General features: G+C 57.6%; 17 protein-coding genes and 1 tRNA gene. 12 read left to right on the top strand and 6 right to left on the bottom strand.

Annotated features, from left to right (window positions below; translation table 11 throughout):
* Positions 1 to 160 precede the first annotated feature (160 nt).
* Positions 161 to 1,393, top strand: a complete 1,233-nt coding sequence (locus NITLEN_RS17775; RefSeq protein ID WP_181416981.1) for a TolC family protein — start codon at positions 161 to 163, stop codon at positions 1,391 to 1,393.
* A gap of 452 nt (positions 1,394 to 1,845) precedes the next feature.
* On the opposite strand, the gene NITLEN_RS17770 is transcribed toward NITLEN_RS17775, so the two are convergent.
* A complete protein-coding gene (locus tag NITLEN_RS17770; RefSeq protein WP_121990985.1) occupies positions 1,846 to 2,079 on the bottom strand; it encodes a hypothetical protein in 234 nt (77 codons plus the stop codon).
* 377 nt (positions 2,080 to 2,456) lie between these two features.
* On the opposite strand from NITLEN_RS17770, the gene NITLEN_RS17765 reads away from it, so the two are divergent.
* Together NITLEN_RS17765 and NITLEN_RS17760 are read left to right on the top strand one after the other, a co-directional pair.
* The gene (locus tag NITLEN_RS17765; protein ID WP_121990984.1) at positions 2,457 to 2,810 is read left to right on the top strand and encodes a hypothetical protein; all 354 of its coding nucleotides are present in this window, start codon (positions 2,457 to 2,459) and stop codon (positions 2,808 to 2,810) included.
* 11 nt (positions 2,811 to 2,821) lie between these two features.
* The gene (locus NITLEN_RS17760) at positions 2,822 to 3,061 is read left to right on the top strand and encodes a hypothetical protein (protein WP_121990983.1); all 240 of its coding nucleotides are present in this window, start codon (positions 2,822 to 2,824) and stop codon (positions 3,059 to 3,061) included.
* On the opposite strand, the gene NITLEN_RS17755 is transcribed toward NITLEN_RS17760, so the two are convergent.
* Positions 3,058 to 4,458 (bottom strand): tetratricopeptide repeat protein, encoded by a 1,401-nt coding sequence (locus NITLEN_RS17755; RefSeq protein WP_181416980.1) that lies wholly within the window; start codon positions 4,456 to 4,458, stop codon positions 3,058 to 3,060. The genes NITLEN_RS17760 and NITLEN_RS17755 overlap by 4 nt on opposite strands.
* Positions 4,459 to 4,974: 516 nt before the next feature.
* Here NITLEN_RS17755 and NITLEN_RS17750 point away from each other — a divergent pair.
* The 7 genes from NITLEN_RS17750 to NITLEN_RS17720 all read left to right on the top strand — a co-directional run bounded on the left by NITLEN_RS17750 (position 4,975) and on the right by NITLEN_RS17720 (position 12,525).
* Positions 4,975 to 5,688, top strand: a complete 714-nt coding sequence (locus NITLEN_RS17750) for a hypothetical protein (protein ID WP_146216246.1) — start codon at positions 4,975 to 4,977, stop codon at positions 5,686 to 5,688.
* Positions 5,689 to 6,434: 746 nt separating this feature from the next.
* Complete coding sequence (locus NITLEN_RS17740; RefSeq protein WP_219999493.1) at positions 6,435 to 7,625, top strand: formylglycine-generating enzyme family protein; 1,191 nt, start codon at positions 6,435 to 6,437, stop codon at positions 7,623 to 7,625.
* A gap of 36 nt (positions 7,626 to 7,661) precedes the next feature.
* Positions 7,662 to 7,826 (top strand): hypothetical protein, encoded by a 165-nt coding sequence (locus NITLEN_RS18280; RefSeq protein ID WP_181416979.1) that lies wholly within the window; start codon positions 7,662 to 7,664, stop codon positions 7,824 to 7,826.
* A 302-nt stretch (positions 7,827 to 8,128) separates the two neighbouring features.
* Positions 8,129 to 8,983: a hypothetical protein gene (locus NITLEN_RS17735; protein WP_121990978.1), complete on the top strand. Its 855-nt coding sequence runs from the start codon at positions 8,129 to 8,131 to the stop codon at positions 8,981 to 8,983.
* A 109-nt stretch (positions 8,984 to 9,092) separates the two neighbouring features.
* Entirely contained in the window at positions 9,093 to 9,674 is a 582-nt protein-coding gene (locus NITLEN_RS17730; protein ID WP_121990977.1) for a hypothetical protein, read from the top strand.
* A gap of 123 nt (positions 9,675 to 9,797) precedes the next feature.
* Positions 9,798 to 10,592, top strand: coding sequence for a hypothetical protein (locus NITLEN_RS17725; RefSeq protein ID WP_146216245.1), 795 nt, complete (start codon positions 9,798 to 9,800; stop codon positions 10,590 to 10,592).
* Positions 10,593 to 10,944: 352 nt separating this feature from the next.
* Positions 10,945 to 12,525, top strand: a complete 1,581-nt coding sequence (locus NITLEN_RS17720; protein ID WP_121990975.1) for an arylsulfatase — start codon at positions 10,945 to 10,947, stop codon at positions 12,523 to 12,525.
* Here NITLEN_RS17720 and NITLEN_RS17715 read toward each other — a convergent pair.
* Positions 12,509 to 12,733 carry a hypothetical protein gene (locus NITLEN_RS17715; protein ID WP_121990974.1) on the bottom strand — a complete coding sequence of 75 codons (225 nt, stop codon included), beginning with the start codon at positions 12,731 to 12,733 and terminating at the stop codon, positions 12,509 to 12,511. The genes NITLEN_RS17720 and NITLEN_RS17715 overlap by 17 nt on opposite strands.
* 140 nt (positions 12,734 to 12,873) lie before the next feature.
* Here NITLEN_RS17715 and NITLEN_RS17710 point away from each other — a divergent pair, with 140 nt between their 5' ends.
* The gene (locus NITLEN_RS17710) at positions 12,874 to 13,560 is read left to right on the top strand and encodes a hypothetical protein (RefSeq protein ID WP_121990973.1); all 687 of its coding nucleotides are present in this window, start codon (positions 12,874 to 12,876) and stop codon (positions 13,558 to 13,560) included.
* 111 nt (positions 13,561 to 13,671) lie between these two features.
* Here NITLEN_RS17710 and NITLEN_RS17705 read toward each other — a convergent pair whose 3' ends face one another.
* Positions 13,672 to 15,147, bottom strand: a complete 1,476-nt coding sequence (locus NITLEN_RS17705; RefSeq protein WP_121990972.1) for a DUF4403 family protein — start codon at positions 15,145 to 15,147, stop codon at positions 13,672 to 13,674.
* Between the two features lie 316 nt (positions 15,148 to 15,463).
* Here NITLEN_RS17705 and NITLEN_RS17700 point away from each other — a divergent pair, with 316 nt between their 5' ends.
* Positions 15,464 to 16,459: a TonB-dependent receptor gene (locus NITLEN_RS17700; RefSeq protein ID WP_146216244.1), complete on the top strand. Its 996-nt coding sequence runs from the start codon at positions 15,464 to 15,466 to the stop codon at positions 16,457 to 16,459.
* 625 nt (positions 16,460 to 17,084) lie between these two features.
* On the opposite strand, the gene NITLEN_RS17690 is transcribed toward NITLEN_RS17700, so the two are convergent.
* Positions 17,085 to 17,160, bottom strand: a tRNA-Phe gene (locus tag NITLEN_RS17690).
* A 154-nt stretch (positions 17,161 to 17,314) separates the two neighbouring features.
* Positions 17,315 to 17,995: an FKBP-type peptidyl-prolyl cis-trans isomerase gene (locus NITLEN_RS18615; RefSeq protein WP_342776550.1), complete on the bottom strand. Its 681-nt coding sequence runs from the start codon at positions 17,993 to 17,995 to the stop codon at positions 17,315 to 17,317.
* Positions 17,996 to 17,997 lie beyond the last annotated feature (2 nt).

Raw genomic sequence — 17,997 nt, 5'->3', positions numbered from 1 at the left:
GTTCTCCATGGTGAAAGGAGCTGTAGGTATGCAGAGACGATGGTTGTGGAGAAGAGTCCGAGAAATCTGGAGTATTGGGCTTCTGCTCGGCCTGCTGGCCCCTGCGATAAGTGATGCAGCCGAGCTGTCTCCTCTTGCAACAGAATCGGGAGTAGTGTCCTTGGCTCCGCTGCAATTGAGTTTGCGAGGAGCTATTGATGCGGCGCTGGGTAATAATCCCAATGTCCGGCTCTATAAAGAACGGATTGAGGCGGCCCGCGGCAATGTGATGACTCAGTTGGGCGCCATGTTGCCGAATTTGTCCGGGAGCGCGCGTCAGAGTCAGCAGACGACGTTTCTTGGCACCTTGGGTTTGGCGCCGGTACGAACGAGTGAGTTTAGTATTTTTGACGGTCGCGTGAACTATACCCAAAACCTATTCAGCCTTAGTTTGATTCAGCGATGGCGATCGTCACGGGAAGCGCTCAAGGTGGCGGAATTTGAGTCGGAAGGGGCTAAAGCCGATGCCATGTCGACCGTCGGGTTGTTCTACATGGAAGCGCTGAAAGCGCAGGCGACAATCAAGATGCGGGAGGCCAACCAGCAGCCGTTTACTGATCTCTTGGCATTTGTGAAACGCCGGCAAGGCGGAGGAATGGGGACGGGCCTGGATACGGCGCGATTAGAGTCCCAGCTGGAAAATGAGCGGCAGCATTTTTCGATTGCACGATCTGACTTCGAGCGCGCTAAGCTGAATCTCTTGAATGCGATGGGCCTTCCGCTGGATATTTCCCTTCAGCTCACGGATGACTTTCGCTTGAGTGCGGAGCGTTTCCCTTCGGTGGAGGAGGCTATCGATGTGGCTATCGCGCAGCGTCCTGAGGTGCAGGCTCAGAATCTGCGCATCAAGTCTACTGCCCTGGCCTTCAGCTCAACGGTGGGAGAGCGTCTTCCTGCGCTTGTTGCCCAAGGGGATTATGGGTTTATCGGGAACCGTGTTCACAATACGTTGGACACGTACAATGTCGCGGTGCTGTTGCAGATTCCGATTTTCGACGGCGGTCAGCGGGAAGGCCGCATCAGAGAGGCTCGAAGCCAGTTAGAGCAAGAGTCGATTCGCATGCAGGGTGTGACGCTTCAGGTCAAAATGGACGTGCGTGAAGCGCTGGTCACGATGGCGGGGGCCAAAGACCAGTTGGTCATTGCACAAGCAGGGCTCAAGGCCTCGTTGCTGGAATTACTGCTCGCGCGAGAACGCTTTGCCGTTTTAACATCAAACAGCAGCCTTGAGGTTACCAATGCCTTATTTTCAGTTTCTCGTGCGCGAGAAAATGCCGTCGATGCGCTGTTTCGTTTAAATGCCTCCCGTGTGCACTTGGCTCGCGCGATGGGAGAGCTTGATCGAATCAACTGATATGGCCGGTTGCCGATCAACGGCGGAGTGAGATGGAGCTGATAGCATGGTCTCCTGGCGCATTGCTCCTATCCTGACCGTTGAGCCTGATACATCACCACTATGTTTGAATGGATCGGCGATCAGCCGTTCTAGGCTGATCCGTTATTCTGTGGGTCAAGATATAGCCAAGAAAAAAATTGCTGGGCTGGGAAAATAAATCGGGAATAGAGCCAGGGGGCAGAGTGGAAAAAGATCGGGCGAGTCTGACTGAAAGCTGTTGCAGTGCGATTGTGTAAGCGGGTCGGAGGAAGTGGGAATTCAGTAGGTGAGTGAAGGAGAAGTGGTACCGAGGGACAGAATCGAACTGTCGACACCAGCCTTTTCAGGCCATGGTTGCTCTTTGTCACGAGCTGAAACGGCTGGTGTCTTTCTGCTGTAGTGAGCGCGAGCAACCAAATGAGCGGCACAGGCTACTTCGTTGGGGTCAACTGAGCTGAGTATTGCACACCATCCTTGGTCGTCGCCTCGACCTTCAGCATGCGCCGTCCGCTATCCTTATAGAGTGTCACTACGGATGATCCCCGATCGGTTTCCGCGCTGAGCTTCCCATCCAGGATCGTGAATGTTCCCTTTCCCTGAAAGATTCCGATCGCTCGCACGCTCTCAAACTCGTATGATCCGTCATCGCCTATCGTCAATGTCACCCAATCATCATGTCGTAGTACTGGTATCGCTCTCAATATTCCACTCCACTTCCCCGCTGCGCTTTCGAATGTCACAATGGACGAAGGGGTTGTCGGGGGGGGAGGCAGCGGTTCGATCTGCGCGCATCCCGCCAATCCGGCCATTCCGCTCAGCAGTATCCCGCAGGACAATGTACGAAGCCACTCCTTCATCACCCTCTCCTCTTCGACGTCAGTGTTACGTGAGGACTAGCACGGGGTCAACGATGCACGGTTCTACCTCACTTGCCCCTCTGCTGTCCATGCGGCGGTGGTCGCATGACTCACCGGACTGTCGGACGCTTGCAGTAGGCTCGCCGGTTGCAGGGATCAGGAATCGTGATGAACGGACGTCATCAATGACTCGAAAAGCTCGGATTTCACTCCGGTCGCTGTGTGCGGCAATGGTTTCCAGTATCGCCTTCTTGCCGTTGGAGTGCGTCAAGGTCCCGCGGCATTATGTACGGATGGCAGAGCCCGGCACGACGCTTTTCCTGCTGGTAGCCCACTCGGAGCAGTATCGCGGAAAAGTTGTGATGTTGGGGGGAGCGTACATTGAGGAAGAGGAGGATGCGCAATTCCTCCGGCTGCATGTCACGAACCGGCCATTGGACCAAGATTATATTCCGCATCGTCCGCCGATCCAGAAAGGCTCCGAAGCCGGCTCCTACTGGGTGGTGGTGGAGAAAACAAAACGGTCTGTTCAGTATTGACGTTGGCCCGTATGACAGTGGTCGGGCGGGTTATGGACCAGCATCGTCTTGGCATCGAGCCGGTGCTGGCGCGCCTCTATGTGCGGGGCTGGGGGATGAGCGGAGAGCACGACGAGCTCTGGGAGCAGGTGGATCCCAATTATATTCCCTCATTCAAAAAGTCAGGTTGTCCGGTTGCGGCGGCTGATAGCCTTTTGAGCGCAGCTGCGTTTCAACGGCGGTTCGGATGCCGGTTTCCTTGTGAGCACTAGTTGTCGAGGTCCTTTAGTTGGGCGTGGACCCGCTCAATGCGGTGGTGAGTATCGGGAGTATCTTTCTCTTTCGCAAGATAGTCACGGAACGCTCCCGCCGCTTCCTTGCGCAGTCCCTTCTGCGCCAAGACTTCTCCCAATGCATAGAACCCGAGCGTATAGTCCTGTCGGAGATTCACCAGGGTCCGGTACTGTTCGATGGCCGCATCCAGGTCGCCTTTGGCGTGGAGTGCCACGCCCAGATTATACCGGGCGCGAGCTCGCTCAGGCTGCAAGCCGAGCAGATGGCGGTACATCGCAATTGCGCCGTCGAGATCGCCGGTTGCCTGCAGTGCCGCGCCCAGGTTCAGCAGTGTGGCCGCGTGAGTCGGCTGGAGGCGCAGCACGGCTCGATACTCCGCCATCGCGCCGACGAGATCACCTTTTTCCTGCAGGGCGTCGGCCAGCCCCTGGTGCGCGTTGGCGTAGTCCGGCTGGAGCCTGATCGATTCTTTGAACGCGGCGATGGCGCCGTCAGAATTATGGACGGATTGGAGAGCGACGCCCAGATTGTAATGGGCTTTGACATGGTCAGGCTTGAGGGAGACCGCAGCCTGATACTCGGCGATCGCACCCATGAGGTCTCCCGTCGCCTGCAAGGCGATTCCCAGGTTGTTGTGGGCGCCGACATGGGGCGGATCAAGCCGGATGACGGTTCGATACTCCGCAATGGCCAGAGCCAGTTCATTTTTTGTGTGGAGCGCAGTGCCGAGACTGTAGTGGGCGTTTACGTGATTGGGTTGCACCCGCACGGCTTCGCGGTACTGCTCGATTGCGGCATCGATGCGGTTCTGGCTTTGGAGAAGAATGCCGAGGTTGTTTCTGGCGCTCACGTCGTCGGGTTTCATCCTGATTGCTTCACGATACTCCGCCACGGCGCCGTCCATATCCCCGTTCGCCTTTAAGGCGATGGCCAGATTGTAGTGTATGCCGGGCTGCCCGGGATCTAGCCGGAGCGCCGTGCGGTAGGCTTCGCTGGCTGCGTCAGGGTTTCCTGTCGCAGCCAACGCGTTGCCGAGGTTTGCATAGATATCCGGTTCGTTCGGTGTCAGTGTCAGGGCCGCGCGGTACTGTGCGATGGCGCCGTCCGAATCACCCGTGGCCTGGAGGGCGACACCCAGGTTGTACATCGCTTCCGGAAAGTCCGGTTTGAGTCTCAGGGCTTCACGATAGTTCTGAATGGCCCCGTCTAGATCTCCCTTACTCTGCTGCACCATGCCCATATCATTGTAGGCTGGTGCGTCCATGAGGAGCGCGTTGGAGTCGGTGGGGAGGAACCAGAGGGAGAGGCCCAATAGAACCAGAAGGCTGGTGGACTGCAGTCGTTGCCGGATTGTCGGACGGGTGAGTCCTGGCATTGTCTCCCTCATGTCCGGTTGTGGCAGGTCATTCAGCCGTGTGGGGCCGTGCTAGAACGCGCCCCACGTCAGTGCCTGTCGCACAATACCGTGAAAGCCGTTGGGAAATCGAGAGCTGGCCTCGGGAATTCCCCTATTCGTCTCTTGCGGTTGCCCTGTGGCTCATGGTACCCATCTTCGCATCCGCCATCACGCGGCTCTCTTTCCGCACCTCGTATGAAGCGCAACGTCTCTACTTGGAGCAGGCCGTCCGGCTGGCAGGTCCTGGTTAGTCTGGGAATCTTCATCTTTTTCTCGTGCATGACCGTATGGCCTGTGCGCGCTCAGGACCTGGATCTCGACCTGCCGGAAGAATCCGGTCTCGCAAACGCCCAGCCGCCTCCACTTGCATTGACAAACTCAGCGACAAAAGCAAGATCCGAAGAGGCCTCCGGCGCAGAGGTTGCGCCGGAGGCGCCTCAAGACATTCCTCAGGTCGAGCCCCGGCGGAGGCCTCTGCGAGAAGCCCTCGCAACGATGGCAGACCGTTTGCTGAAGCTGCGAACCGGAGATCTCGGCATCAACGGCACGGCCATTGTGGGGCGGGCGCAGCTCTCGACTGAGTATCGCGACAGGCGGGACGGATCGGCTCAGCTGGAACACGTTGCCTCCGTGGCCGTTCCGATCGGGAGCCGGCTTCTTTTCCGTGCCGATGTGCCCCACCGGTTCGATTTTCATCCGACAGGCAGATCCTCACAGTCGGGATTGGGGGACATCTTTTTTCGAGTCGGCGGGCAGGTCTGGAAAACACCGGCACTCACGGTCTTAGCGGGCACCGACATTATTTTGCCCAGCGCAAGCCATTCCGATTTGGGGCGGGGGAAGTATCAGGTCGGGCCGGGAGTACATCTGGCTATTCCACTTGCCGGGTTGAATTCTGTTATGCAGCCCGTGGTCCAACACATCGTGTCTATCGGGGGCGACCCCAGCAGGAGAGACGTCAACTACAGTCGCGTGAGAATCGGGTTCGACTCCCCCTGGAGACAAGATTGGTGGACCACCATTGAACCGAACCTCTTTATCGACTGGACGCAGAAGAGCAAAACCGCGATGAATCTGGAGTTCGAAATCGGGAGAAAGCTGGGCGATCATTTCCGCTTGTGGCTGCGTCCGGCCGTGGGATTGTGGGGTGCTGGTGTTCCCGGAGCCTATGACTGGTTTACCCAAGTTGGAGCTCGGTATATGTTTTGAGTCTGTTTGGGTCGCACCAGACCCCAAGGGGAGGGGGCGTTAGATGAATACTATGCGTTCCAGTCGGCGAAGAGTAGGCGTACATGGGCTTGTTGGATGCCGTCTCCATCGTCTGTCCTGGAACCGTCGAGAGCAATTTCGTGAAGGGAACCGAGACGGGAGGGGCGCTGCATCATCACAGGGCAAGCGGGGGATCGGCTGTTTGCGCGGCATACGTGCTCAGGGGAGCTTCTGGAGAGCTGTCGGGGACTCTTCATGATCGTCAGCGGCACGGGGAAGTTCGCCGGGATTGCCGGAGAGAGAATGATTTTGCGGATCCAGGCGCGCGACTCACGGTATACGCCGGAGTGGATAATGTGCAGCAATTTGGCGCCGGGTTGGCGAGATCGCCCGCGCTCCACTACAAGATTCCTCCTCAATCCAAGTAGGTTCTGGATCAGCCGTTTCGGGAATGAGAGTCCTCAGCCTTCTCAATCGGAGGTGCGACCTGAAGCGTATTCCGCGGTCGGTCTATTGACAGTCTTCACTGTAGCCGGTATTGCTTCTGTGGAAACCGACATGTTCGCGTACCGTAAGAAGTGACAGGGCGATGAGCAGCAACAGAAGGATCAGTATGAATGTCACCGCTGGTCAGTGGATCACACAGACATAGATCCCAAGAATCCCGCACCGCCGACCCCGGCTTTTCTTGCCGAGGATGCAACCCCGGGTAGCAAGCAGCCATGAAAGAAGCAGAGCGAACTCGTATGCCTCCATTGATGCACAGGGCTTGGGTGCGTGGCGGCGCGGCGTTAGTGGTCTGTGTGTGCGCGGGACTAGCGGGATGGTGGTTTGTTTCCGGCGGCACTCGTCCATCGGCGGCGCCGGCTTCGACGCCCGGCATGACCTGCGACATGGGTATCTCGGCTGCGAAGGCCGGCGGTGGCATTGCGGCTGGCACTGCGCAACCGGTCGTGACGAATACCCGAATGGTTCAGCCCGCCAACGACACTCCAGGCACAACCGTTCAGCCGCCTCCAGGCTCTGCGCCGGAGGGGATGGTCTGGATTCCAGGCGGAGACTTTTGGATGGGTGCGGAGGAGTTTCCTGATGCCCAGCCGTGGCATCGGGTCTCAGTGCATGGATTCTGGATGGACAAAACCGAAGTTACGAACAACCAGTTCGCGCAATTTGTGAAGGCCACTAAGTATATGACGCTCGCCGAACAGGCGCCGCGCGCGGAAGATTTTCCCGGCGCGTTACCTGAAAATCTCGTGGCCGGGTCGGTCGTCTTCTCGCCGCCCGATCATGCCGTGAAACTGAACGATCACTTTCAGTGGTGGAGCTACGTGAAGGACGCCAACTGGAGGCAGCCGGAGGGACCGAAGAGCACGATCACGGATCGCGGGAACTATCCCGTCGTGCACATCGCATATGAAGATGTGCAGGCCTATGCGAAATGGGCGGGCAAGCGCGTGCCGACGGAAGCCGAGTTCGAATTCGCGCAGCGGGGGGGGCTTGAACGGAAACCCTATGCCTGGGGCGATGAGTTGAACCCGGGCGGCCAGTTCATGGCGAACACCTTCCAGGGGCATTTCCCGAACAAGAATACGAATGAAGACGGTCACGCGGCTGCCGCACCGGTCGGCTCGTTCCCGCCCAACGGCTATGGACTCTATGACATGGCCGGTAACGTTTGGGAATGGACCAGCGACTGGTATCGCCATGACTACTATCAGGCGCTTGCTTCCCAGGGACCGCTTGCACGCAATCCGCACGGGCCGGAGGAGAGTTTCGATCCGAGTGAACCAGGTGTGAAAAAGAAAGTTCACAAAGGCGGCTCGTTCCTCTGCACCGATCAATATTGCGCGCGCTACATCGCGGGTGGCCGGGGCAAGGGTGAACCGGATACCGGGACGAACCATGTGGGATTTCGCCTGGTGCGCGACGCGCGCTGATCGTTTGATCGCACTGAATGAACAAGGAGGTCAACAATGAGGCGAATGATCGAGATGATCCTGCTCCTCGTCCTTGGAATGGGAGTGGGCGCGCAGTACGCGCTGCCGGCAGAGGCGCAGGAAGTCCTGCCGCGTCCCGAAGCCAAATTTCAGGGCACCATCGGCCAGACCTACATGCTATGGGTGTTCGATTCGTGGTGATGCGGCATCCGGTGTTGGACGCGGAAGGAGCTCGGTTTGTCACAACGAGCCTGTCCTTCAACGTCCAGGAAGCCTCCGAGCGTTGCTGATAGTCGAATTCGTGTAACGTGATCAGTTGGCGTATTCACTTAGGCGACGGCATCGAACAGGCATGGAACGTCATCTGTGCAAGTCGGGGCCAGACGAAGAGATCGCGCGGGGATTTCGTGCAGGTGTGCGTGTGGCTTTCGGGGGTGATGGCACTGGTTATGGTCTGCCCTCTTACCGGGCTGGGGCAAGAATCATCGCCTGAGTCACCAGTGATGAGCGAGCTTGAGCCAGCCCTTCAGGCGGAGCTAGACAGTCCCGAAGCAGAGCCTGCTGTCGTCCATCCAAGACGCGGCTTATTTCACAGGCTGGGGCCTCAGTTGGTGACACCGGAGGAGCAGGATCAAGCAGAGCGTCTCAGGAACTTGGCGGCGAAGTATGGAACCGATCCCACGGCCATTGTGGGGCGAGTGCAACTATTTTCCTCATTCTACAACCTCCATAGTGGGGGACAGGCTATTGATACCATCGCCCGTGTTGATCTGCCGTTCCGGAAAAACTTGTTGCTTCGCTTCGATGCGCCGTTCTTGAAATGGAGCGATCCCAACCGTCCCGGGATCACCAGCACACGAGGCTTCAGTGACGTGGCCGTCACGGCCGGGTGGCGTGCCTATAACACGCCTGAATATGCGATCCTCCTCGGCGTCATTTCGACGATGCCGACCGCCGCGGAGACCGGATTGGGACTCGGAAAGTATACGGTCGGTCCCACCGTCGCTACGACCAGATTTCTCCCCCTCTGGGAGTCTTTCCTGATCGGGTTATTCACTCAACAGATGTCTCTCGGCGGCGATTCCGCTAGAAGGTCCGTGAATGTCTCGAAGTTCACCGGGCAAATCAATTCGTTCTGGGGGGCGCGGTGGTGGAGCGTCGCGCAGACGGTGTGGCAGATCGATTGGGAGCGGAACGCGAAAGCCAGCCTGGTCCTTGAATTCGAAGTCGGTCGGAGCATGGTGGGACGGTGGGGGGTATTTGTCCGGCCGGGTGTCGGGATTTTCGGGCGGGACCTTGTGGGGGCCTATGACTGGAATGTCGAGGCCGGCGTGCGCTACATATTCCCGAGCTTCTAGATCCACGGTACGTGGTAGCAACCGCGTCTGGTAGAAAAATTAGAGCGGGGTGAATAGAATCACCCGCGTTGTATCCTCTCGCTCCTGCGCTCCAGGGGAACGGTGCGCCATGATCCCAGACATCATTCGAGGGAAATTTGTTCGCTCAGGCAATTCCCGCCTATGTATCGCCGGGTTCTTGCTTTGCGTCATGACGGCGACGGGTTGTGCGCGCATCCTGTCCGTAGAGTATCAACCGACCAATCAACTGAGAGGCCAAGGATCGGTGACGATCGCACCGTTCCGCTATCAACCATCCGATGAGCAGCGTGTGCGTCCGCGTCAAGTTGAAACAAACCCGTCGGCCAAGACCGAGCTATTCTTTGTTCATGAAATCAGCGCCTTTTTCTCAGACGCGCTTGGACTGGAGCTAAGACGGTCTGGGTATGGGCTCACTGAATCGAGTGACCGCATCGTGTCCGGCACCCTCACACGGTTCTATCTGGACTGGACAAGCGGAGGGGATCGATCGTTCGAGCTGGCGGCGGACTATACGGTTCAGTCGGCCGGGCACACCGTCTTTTCATGGCACTGTACCTCGGTCCAGAAGGGGCCGAATATCCTGGTGGAAGACGGGATGTTGATTCGCACAGGAACAGCCGACTGTATGAGCCGGTTTATCCATGCCGCCCAGGTTGCGAAGGTGTTCTGACATCGCGTTCGGGGGCAGCCGCTGCTCATGGATCTAACAGATGGCGGGCGCAATGAGCTTGGCGATTTGAGTCAGTGAGCGCGTCGGTATGGACCGCAGGCGCGCATGGGGGAGGATTCAAAGGTGAGACAGCTCTGGTGTGTGAGAGTATCGACGGGCATGAGCCTGGTTTTGTTGTTCATGTGTGCGACGGGGTGTGAGGGATCGCTCTATGGCTGGCGGGTTCGTACGAATTCTACACTCGTCGGTGCGTCGTTCTATCAGGTGCCGGTAGATGAAAAGCCCGTGGCGATTTTTCCGGCGCTCTCAATGCGCAGCCTCCGCGGGACAGAGGTGGGGATGTCAGCTATTCTTGGCGATATTCTCAGCAAGCTGATCCCGAACTGGAAAGTGATCGGTGAGCAAGCCACGCTCACGGGGATCAATACGCAGGGATTAGGGGCGGAATATATTCGGATGCGGGCGGATGCTGAGCCAAGCCATCTTCTCGATCGCGACGCACTTCGGAAAATCGGCAAGGCGCTGGGGGTGCGATACATTTTTCAGCCTCGCCTGGCCACCTTCACTCAGGCGATGACTGATCGTGCGCGATTTCCCGGATTCAATATCCGGCTCATGCAGACTCGTTCAAGCACCGTGCGGATGTCGCTCCAATTGTGGGATGTGGAGAGCGGCGAATTGATGTGGTCCTCTGTGGCCGAAGCGGCTTTGGAAAGTGAGGCGATCTCGCAGGATCCGGTATTTCTGGAGGATGCCGTGCGGTTGACCTTCGGTAGCCTGATGGCGGATTTCCTCAACCGACGAACTTCCTCGAAATATACCCCTCTCAATAAGGTTCTCAGTGCGCTCGTTCAGGCTGCCGTCCCAACAGAAGGGAAAGATGAGGAGAACGGGGGAGAGGCCAAAGAGGAGCACTAATGCCAGGTGGCCGGCTGGTGTCACCTGTGGGTATATCGTCCGATCGGCGAAGCGTGTGTTTACCGACGCATATGCGTAGCAGAGCTGCATTGCCAAGCGCTCAAAACCGCGCAAGCCCTGAAGCGATTGCATGAGCTTGAAAGTATGCCCAGTCCGAGCATCTAGACGTCAGGTTCGAGAAATGCCAGGGCCGCCTGTATCGCTCGACGATGGAAACGGTCACGTTGATATTTGGTGACCTCAATATTACAATGCCGAATAAATTGCAGGGGGCTTTAAATTGCTGCTCCCCGACGGGTAAATGCGCGTTGTGCCATGAAAGGTGCACGCCAACACAGTAGGAGGTGCAGTTATGATTCGTGTAGTTCGATGGTCCGTCCTCCTGGGGACGCTCGCGTTGATCGCCGGCACGCTCCCTGCGGCCGCAGCCGAGAAGAAGCCCAATATCCTCGTTATTTGGGGTGACGATATCGGCACGTGGAACATCAGCCACAACAGCCGTGGCATGATGGGCTACAAGACGCCGAACATCGATCGCATCGCCAAGGAAGGCGTTGCCTTCACCGATTACTACGGCCAGCAGTCTTGCACCGCGGGCCGCGCCGCCTTCATCGGCGGCACCGTTCCGGTTCGTTCTGGCATGACCAAAGTCGGCATGCCTGGCGCCAAGCAAGGCTGGCAGAAGACCGACGTCACGATGGCCACCGTTCTGAAAAGCCAGGGGTATGCTACCGGCCAGTTTGGCAAGAATCACCAGGGCGACCGCGATGAGCACCTGCCCACCATGCACGGCTTCGACGAGTTCTTTGGCTCTCTCTATCACCTCAACGCGGAGGAGGAACCCGAGAATCGCGACTACCCGAATAATCTGAAGCTGCCTAACGGCAAAACCTTCCGCGAACAATTCGGCCCGCGCGGTATCATCAAGTCCAAGGCCGACGGCAAGGGCGGCCAGACTGTCGAGAATCTCGGCCCCCTGACCAAGAAGCACATGGAGACGATCGACGATGAAACCCTGGCCGCCGCCAAGGAGTTTATCATTCGCCAGACAAAAGAGGGCAAGCCCTTCTTCTGTTGGTGGAATGCGACGCATATGCACTACCGCACCCATGTGAAGCCTGAGCAGATCGGCCTCTCCGGTCAGGACGAATACAGTGATGGCATGGTCAGCCATGACCTAAACGTGGGCGAACTGCTCACGCTGATCGATGAACTGGGCCTCGCAAACGATACTATCGTTCAGTATTCGACCGACAATGGCCCCCACTACAACAGCTGGCCCGATGCCGGCACCACGCCTTTTCACGGCGAGAAGAATTCGAACTGGGAAGGCGCGTTCCGTGTCCCGACCTTCATCAAATGGCCCGGCCATTTCCCGGCCGGCACGACGCTCAACGGAATCATCGCGCATGAGGACTGGCTGCCGACCTTTGCCGCCATCGCCGGCGCGCCAGACATCAAGGAAAAGCTGCTCAAGGGTGGGGTGGAGCTCAACGGCCGCACCTACAGGAGCCACATCGACGGCTATAACCAGCTCGACTACCTTAGTGGCAAGGTGGATAAATCGCCGCGCACGGATTTTATCTATGTGGGCGACGACGGTGCCGTGATGGCTATCCGCGTAGGCGACTGGAAAGCCATCTATCTGGAGAACCGCGCGCACCAGCTCGATGTCTGGCGTGAGCCGTTCGTTCACCTGCGTATTCCGCTGCTCTACAGCTTGCGGCGCGATCCTTTCGAGAAAGCCTACGGGAACTCCAACACCTATCACGATTGGGTACTGGATCGCTCCTTCATCCTGATCCCCCTGCAGGGAATTGCCAGCAAGTTCCTCTTGTCCCTGAAGGAATATCCGCCCAGCCAGGTCCCGGGCGACTGGAGCCTTGAGTCGCTGGAAAGGCAGATCAAGGGAATGACTAGCAGTGGTGATTAAGTAGATCGCAGGCACGGATGTCGCCGGCGACGGCGGCACCCGTGTCTTGCCAAACCATCACCCGCAATTCGATACCACCACCCATGAAACACATTCTTCTTATCGCGGTCACCTTGCTGGGATTCGCCTCCATATCCGCCGAAACCTCGGTGAAGGCGGAAGACTCGCTGAGTTCATAGAACAACACGGCTTCCAGGCAGGCCACCATCTCGTTTTCGGTATGCCGAGATGGTCTACCGGACCATGCTCGAAGTGCTCGACTATCTGCGCGCGGTTCACCAATTGGCTGCTGTGCTCAGACGTGGGAAAAGCTGAAAGCACGGGCCATACCAGGACAGAGGGAGATTCATGAGCAGCCTGTTTCTGAAAATATGGAACCTGCTTTCGTTGGCTCTCGTGATGGGGATTTTGCCGGCCTGCGGCGGCCCCCTCCACTTTGTCAATGCGCAGACGGTCGCGACTCCGAGACCGCCGTCGTTCGATGTCACGGGGCTTACCCGGGAATCGGTTGCGGTCCTTCCTACGGTCGCCTCCGACGAGTCTCGGGGCGTTGCTGTATTCGTGTCGCTTGCTTTGTCGGCTGCGGTTGAGCACGTGTCTCCGTCCATCAAAGCGCTGTCTTACCATGAAACCGTTAACAAACTGAGCCAACTTGAACGCATAGCGGACCAGACTGAGGTTGTCGGCGATCTGGCTCGTGGCGGCGGGAATCGTCAGCGCATGCAGCAGATTGGGACCGCGCTCGGCGTCAGGTATATCCTGCAGCCGGGATTTGCAAATTTTACCGAGACTGTAGATGACCGTTTCGATCTGGTTGGTTACCATCTCCTCAAGACCAGGATCAGCACGCTCCGATTGTGGCTCAGGGTGTGGGATGCGCAGGCCGGAGAGTTTCTCTGGGAGGGCGCAGGAGAGATGACCGTTGCCACTGAACTTCTCAATGAAAGCACGAGCGTTTCTCTTCACGAGGTGGCCAGGAAGCTCTGGAAACAGATGATTGAGCAAGATTTACTGGGTGGAAAGACCGGCTCCTGATCGTTTTCGAAAGAGACCGATCTTTGATGCAAGCCGGCGGGCTGCAACCGGTTCTTCGTGGCTACCGATTGGAAGACGGCGCGCTCACATTCGGGCTGATGGGCCGGCCGATCATTGAATGGTCAGATTGAGTGTGCCATCCAGGACGAACTGCACTTCTATCCCGCCTGGGACGGGGTAGATGCCGCGAGGATCCAACCTCGTCACGGTGCCTTCAAGCCAAATGCCTGGAGCCAGTTCACGGTTCATCTGTCGCTGAATCAGTGAGCGGAGCCCCGCCATGCGGCCTGCCACGTCAATCTTCATGTTAGGCAGTATTTTCTCCAGGATGATATTGTGTGCGGCGAGATTGGTGAATCGTGCTAGCAGGTTGGACGTATCTATCGTGAAATTAAACTCACTCAGTTCCAGGGTCTGCCCGTCTGGAGTGAGAGAGGGTTTGCCCTGAAGATAGAGCGTGCCATTCACTCCTCCGGTCACCGTAACCTCGATGATGAGGTTGTTGCCGCTCCCGTAGGTCCGGATGCCGGTAATCGTGATTCTGGAACCGACCAGCGGAATAATTTCCTGGCCCACGATCTCCTCCGCCAGCCGTGCACTTAACTCCTCGTAGGGAACGAGCATCGGCATGGCCAGATGAAAGCCTTCCGGCGCGGCGGCTCCGATGTGGAGGGGGGGCAGGGGATTGTTGTCGACCTGCGGCTTGGGACCTACGACGATCATCGGATCAAAGCCCAGGCTGATGGTGGTGTGGATCGATTGGTCGCCATCCAGGGTTAATAGACCGGGCCGTGGGTTTTGAGGATGGTACATCAGCCAGGTGCCGGATCTGAGTTCCATCGGCTCCTGAAGTTTCTCCCAGACGATCTGGGCTCGTTTTTTCGCCTCGACTTGCGTGAGGAAGGCCTGATCGATGGCTGAGGCCAGAGACGGCAGCCGTTGAGTGATCCACTCGTCGACCAACTCGGTCACATCAAGGTCGATCGGCTTCAAGCTGCAGGGTTCTCCGAATTGCGGGCGGCCAAACTGTGTGGTGGTGGAGATGAGCCAGTCCTCGCTCCATCGAACGTCCGACGCGGCATCCAGTTTCATGTGCAGATTTGCGTTCTCTCCATACCCGCATTCTGCGATCCTCGCGCGTCCGTTCGGATCTTTCAGCCGCACTCGAACACGATATTGCGCATCGGGAAATTCGGTAATGAGCCGACCGCCTGTTATTTTGAAACGTACCGGCCCTCTCCAGAGATAGTATTGATAGTCGAAGGGAACCCCGTTGAGCTGCCGCTTTCCCAAGATCCATTCCTGCTCATGCTCATGGTGGACGGCAATCGATGATTCCACCGCCTCCCTCATTTCCCGGAGGGTCTTCCCGACTTTCAGATTGACGACGGAGGGCTCGAGTGTCGGGGGTGGGGGCGGCGGCAAGAGCACATCGGTCGGTTTCGGAATGATGATATCGGAGCTGGCCTGGAGCAGGGGCGAGCTCACCAACCAGGTCAGCAGGAAAACAGCTGGAATTCCGGCCCATAACATGCCGCCGACTGTACGAACCAGGTAAGTCTTTGCCTGTGATCGATGCTGCATCATTCCCCCCTCTCAATCATGGCGGTTCGGCCGCAGGGTACTGCCGTGTGCCCGGTTTAGGCAGGACGCGTATCTGTGCGGAATGATTTACGTGAGCGATGATACGCGACAGCGTATCCCATGTATATGCCGCGGCTACGGGATGATGCCGGGACGTTCCTCACGATGGGCCCGGCTGCATAACGCATCTTCGAGAAGTGGGACGTGCGATTTCTGGGAGTAAAGGCTTGCGGGTCCTTTCTCTCTTGACGCGTTGCAGATCTTCTCTCTATTCTCCGGCACTCATCATTCCTTGTTCGATGGGGCAAAGGGGGAGTGTTTGCGACTCAGACTATTGGGGGCAGCCACCGTGTTGGTGTTGTCGGCGGTTTGTCCGGCGATGGCGGAGTGGTCCGTAACCACGGGCGGTAATCTGTTCTACACCGACGATGCTGCGCTGTTTTCAGCCACGCGCCGTTTGAATATACACGGCGATCCCACGCAGCCTGCGTTGGACACGGCACTAACAGGCAAGGGGTCGGATATGGTGTTCGACCCGGACTTCCGCGTGACCAAATCCTTCACCTCTTCCTTAGGACGGAGCGATCTTTCCGTCAAGGGACAGGGGTTCATTTATGCCGTCAATCCGCGATTCAATCAAGCCAGTGTCGGTCTGGAGATGCTTCAGGCTTTTTCGCCGGATACGAAAGTCCGGCTTCGCTACTACACCATGCCGGATATGTTGCTTGGGGACAATGAGGAGCGGCGTAGCGGGACATTGTCTCTGAAGGAGGAGCGTCTGACCTCACACATCGGATCCGTCCGGTTGGAGCAGCGTCTTTCCGAGGACTGGGAAGTCCGGATCCTGGGCCGCGTCGGAGCGCGCCTCTACAACGACGCGTTCGCGCAACGGGATACGACGTTCTGGACGGTCGGCCCCCACGTAGTCTGGCGTCTCGTGGAAGGCGTGAAGGTGTTACTTGGTTACCACTTCGAGCGCGGCCTCGCCGAAGGCAGAAAACAGCCACAGTTTAAGGATGACGTGTCGTATATCAACCACTATGCGACCGCGGGGGTGGAAGCGGAGTTGACGGAACGTCTTTCTTTTGAGACGGGGGTTCACTTTGAACGGAACAATTGGACGAGCGGCATTGCGGGGGATAAACGAAATGGCGGGCACGAGAGCGTCTTTCAGGGTGAGGTGACGTTTCTCTACCGGTTGACGGAACAGACGGGGTTAACGCTCGGTTTTCAGCGATCGCACCGCCGTCAGAGTTTCGAGCAGGAGATCGCCCATAACACCAATGTGAATGTGGGAGCCAATTATCGGTTCTGAGATCGGGTACGAGTCTCCTGCATCAGCACGGGGTTTCATCCGGGTAGGACGTCATTGGTTTTCAGCGAGGCCGTCTATGCGTCAGCTGGAATCCCGGTCTGAGGATCTGATTTTTTCGCTAGCCTATGGGGATCCGTGGTTTCGCGTTCAACGGGCGATCGGCCTCATTCCCTCCGAGGGACCAGGTATTGTCCGGCGGTCTCTCGTGCTTGCGTTGGTCATGTGGCTTCCGATTGCCATCTGGGTCCTGATCTGGCGGCGCGCATTTCCCAGAGAGAGCGAATCGCCCGTGCTTCGACACGTCAGGGTCTACGTGGGCTGTCTTGTCTCCATTCCTTTGTTTGTCGTCGTTGACATAGCGGGCCATCTTCTTCCTCAGCGGCTCATGGCGTATTTCGTCAGCTGCAATCTGGTTGACGCAATGCCATGTCGGCTATGGCGTCGTTCAGGCACTAAAAGGGGAGCCCATTCCTGGATCAGCCAGGCTCTATATTCACAACTGGGATAGTCGATTGAGAGATGAGGTGATGCGGCTGGAGAGCTTTACTCAGGCTGTGCTGAGCGGTGAAAAAGTTGTTGAGGTGCCACCTTCTCTATGGAGAACGATCTCTACGTCTGCGGAATGTGGTGCCGAGGGACAGAATCGAACTGTCGACACCAGCCTTTTCAGGGCTGTGCTCTACCAACTGAGCTACCTCGGCATGGCACGGGGACTCACTTCCGGAAAGTGGTGGACGATACCGCAGAAGCCGTGATTGGGTCAAGGCCAATTGAATGTATCGTGCAATCTTTTCGCAAAGATGAAGAGGCGGGGACACATCGTCTGTGTCACCGCCCCTGGGGAACTGTCAGCCGTTATTTCGCGGCGACGATTTCGAGTAATTCCACTTCAAAGACGAGCGTGGCACCGGGCTTGATGGCGGGTGGTGAGCCACGGTCTCCGTAGGCCAGATTCGCCGGGCATACCAGGCGGCTCTTGCCGCCGACCTTGATTTGTTGCACGCCTTCAGTCCAGCACTTGATCACTTGGCTCAAGGGAAATGTGGCTGGCTCACCGCGTTTCACGGAACTGTCGAAGACGGTGCCATCGAGCAGTGTGCCATGATAATGCACCTTGACGGTGTCAGTTGGTTTTGGCGTAGCACCGGTTCCAGGCTTGATAGGGGTGATGACGATTCCGGATTCCGTCTTTGTGGAGCCTTTTTCGGCTGCAGCTTTCGTGAGATAGGCTGTGCCGGCTTTCTTCTCCGCGTCCGCGACCACGGCCGCCCGGGCTTGCTGGAGCTGCTGGATTTTTGGGCCGAATGTTTGGAGGTCCGCCTTCGGCGTGCGCTTCAACGCGCCATCGGTGAGGCCGGACTTGACGAAATCCAATTCCGATTCGGACAGCGCGAAGGTGCCAAGCGATTGGCTGATTGCCAGTCCGAGGGCATACAACGTTTTTTGGTCGTCATTGGTCGGCTCTCCCGATGCGGCAAACGCCGATGGGCTGGCCAAGAGGGCAATGGCTGCGGCAATTACTGCGAACATGCGCATGA

The sequence above is a fragment of the Nitrospira lenta genome, assembly GCF_900403705.1.
Classification (GTDB): Bacteria; Nitrospirota; Nitrospiria; order Nitrospirales; family Nitrospiraceae; genus Nitrospira_D; species Nitrospira_D lenta.
This window is presented reverse-complemented; position numbering and strand designations above follow the sequence as displayed.

What these genes read in the sequence shown, in the direction of transcription:
- NITLEN_RS17765 (WP_121990984.1), top strand. Translation starts at nt 2,457, where the DNA reads ATGACTCGAAAAGCTCGGATTTCACTCCGGTCGCTGTGTGCGGCAATG.
- NITLEN_RS17760 (WP_121990983.1), top strand. Translation starts at nt 2,822, where the DNA reads ATGACAGTGGTCGGGCGGGTTATGGACCAGCATCGTCTTGGCATCGAG.
- NITLEN_RS17755 (WP_181416980.1), bottom strand. Translation starts at nt 4,458, where the DNA reads ATGCCAGGACTCACCCGTCCGACAATCCGGCAACGACTGCAGTCCACC.
- NITLEN_RS17750 (WP_146216246.1), top strand. Translation starts at nt 4,975, where the DNA reads ATGGCAGACCGTTTGCTGAAGCTGCGAACCGGAGATCTCGGCATCAAC.
- NITLEN_RS17740 (WP_219999493.1), top strand. Translation starts at nt 6,435, where the DNA reads ATGCCTCCATTGATGCACAGGGCTTGGGTGCGTGGCGGCGCGGCGTTA.
- NITLEN_RS18280 (WP_181416979.1), top strand. Translation starts at nt 7,662, where the DNA reads ATGAGGCGAATGATCGAGATGATCCTGCTCCTCGTCCTTGGAATGGGA.
- NITLEN_RS17735 (WP_121990978.1), top strand. Translation starts at nt 8,129, where the DNA reads ATGAGCGAGCTTGAGCCAGCCCTTCAGGCGGAGCTAGACAGTCCCGAA.
- NITLEN_RS17730 (WP_121990977.1), top strand. Translation starts at nt 9,093, where the DNA reads ATGATCCCAGACATCATTCGAGGGAAATTTGTTCGCTCAGGCAATTCC.
- NITLEN_RS17720 (WP_121990975.1), top strand. Translation starts at nt 10,945, where the DNA reads ATGATTCGTGTAGTTCGATGGTCCGTCCTCCTGGGGACGCTCGCGTTG.
- NITLEN_RS17715 (WP_121990974.1), bottom strand. Translation starts at nt 12,733, where the DNA reads ATGGTGGCCTGCCTGGAAGCCGTGTTGTTCTATGAACTCAGCGAGTCT.
- NITLEN_RS17710 (WP_121990973.1), top strand. Translation starts at nt 12,874, where the DNA reads ATGAGCAGCCTGTTTCTGAAAATATGGAACCTGCTTTCGTTGGCTCTC.
- NITLEN_RS17705 (WP_121990972.1), bottom strand. Translation starts at nt 15,147, where the DNA reads ATGATGCAGCATCGATCACAGGCAAAGACTTACCTGGTTCGTACAGTC.
- NITLEN_RS18615 (WP_342776550.1), bottom strand. Translation starts at nt 17,995, where the DNA reads ATGCGCATGTTCGCAGTAATTGCCGCAGCCATTGCCCTCTTGGCCAGC.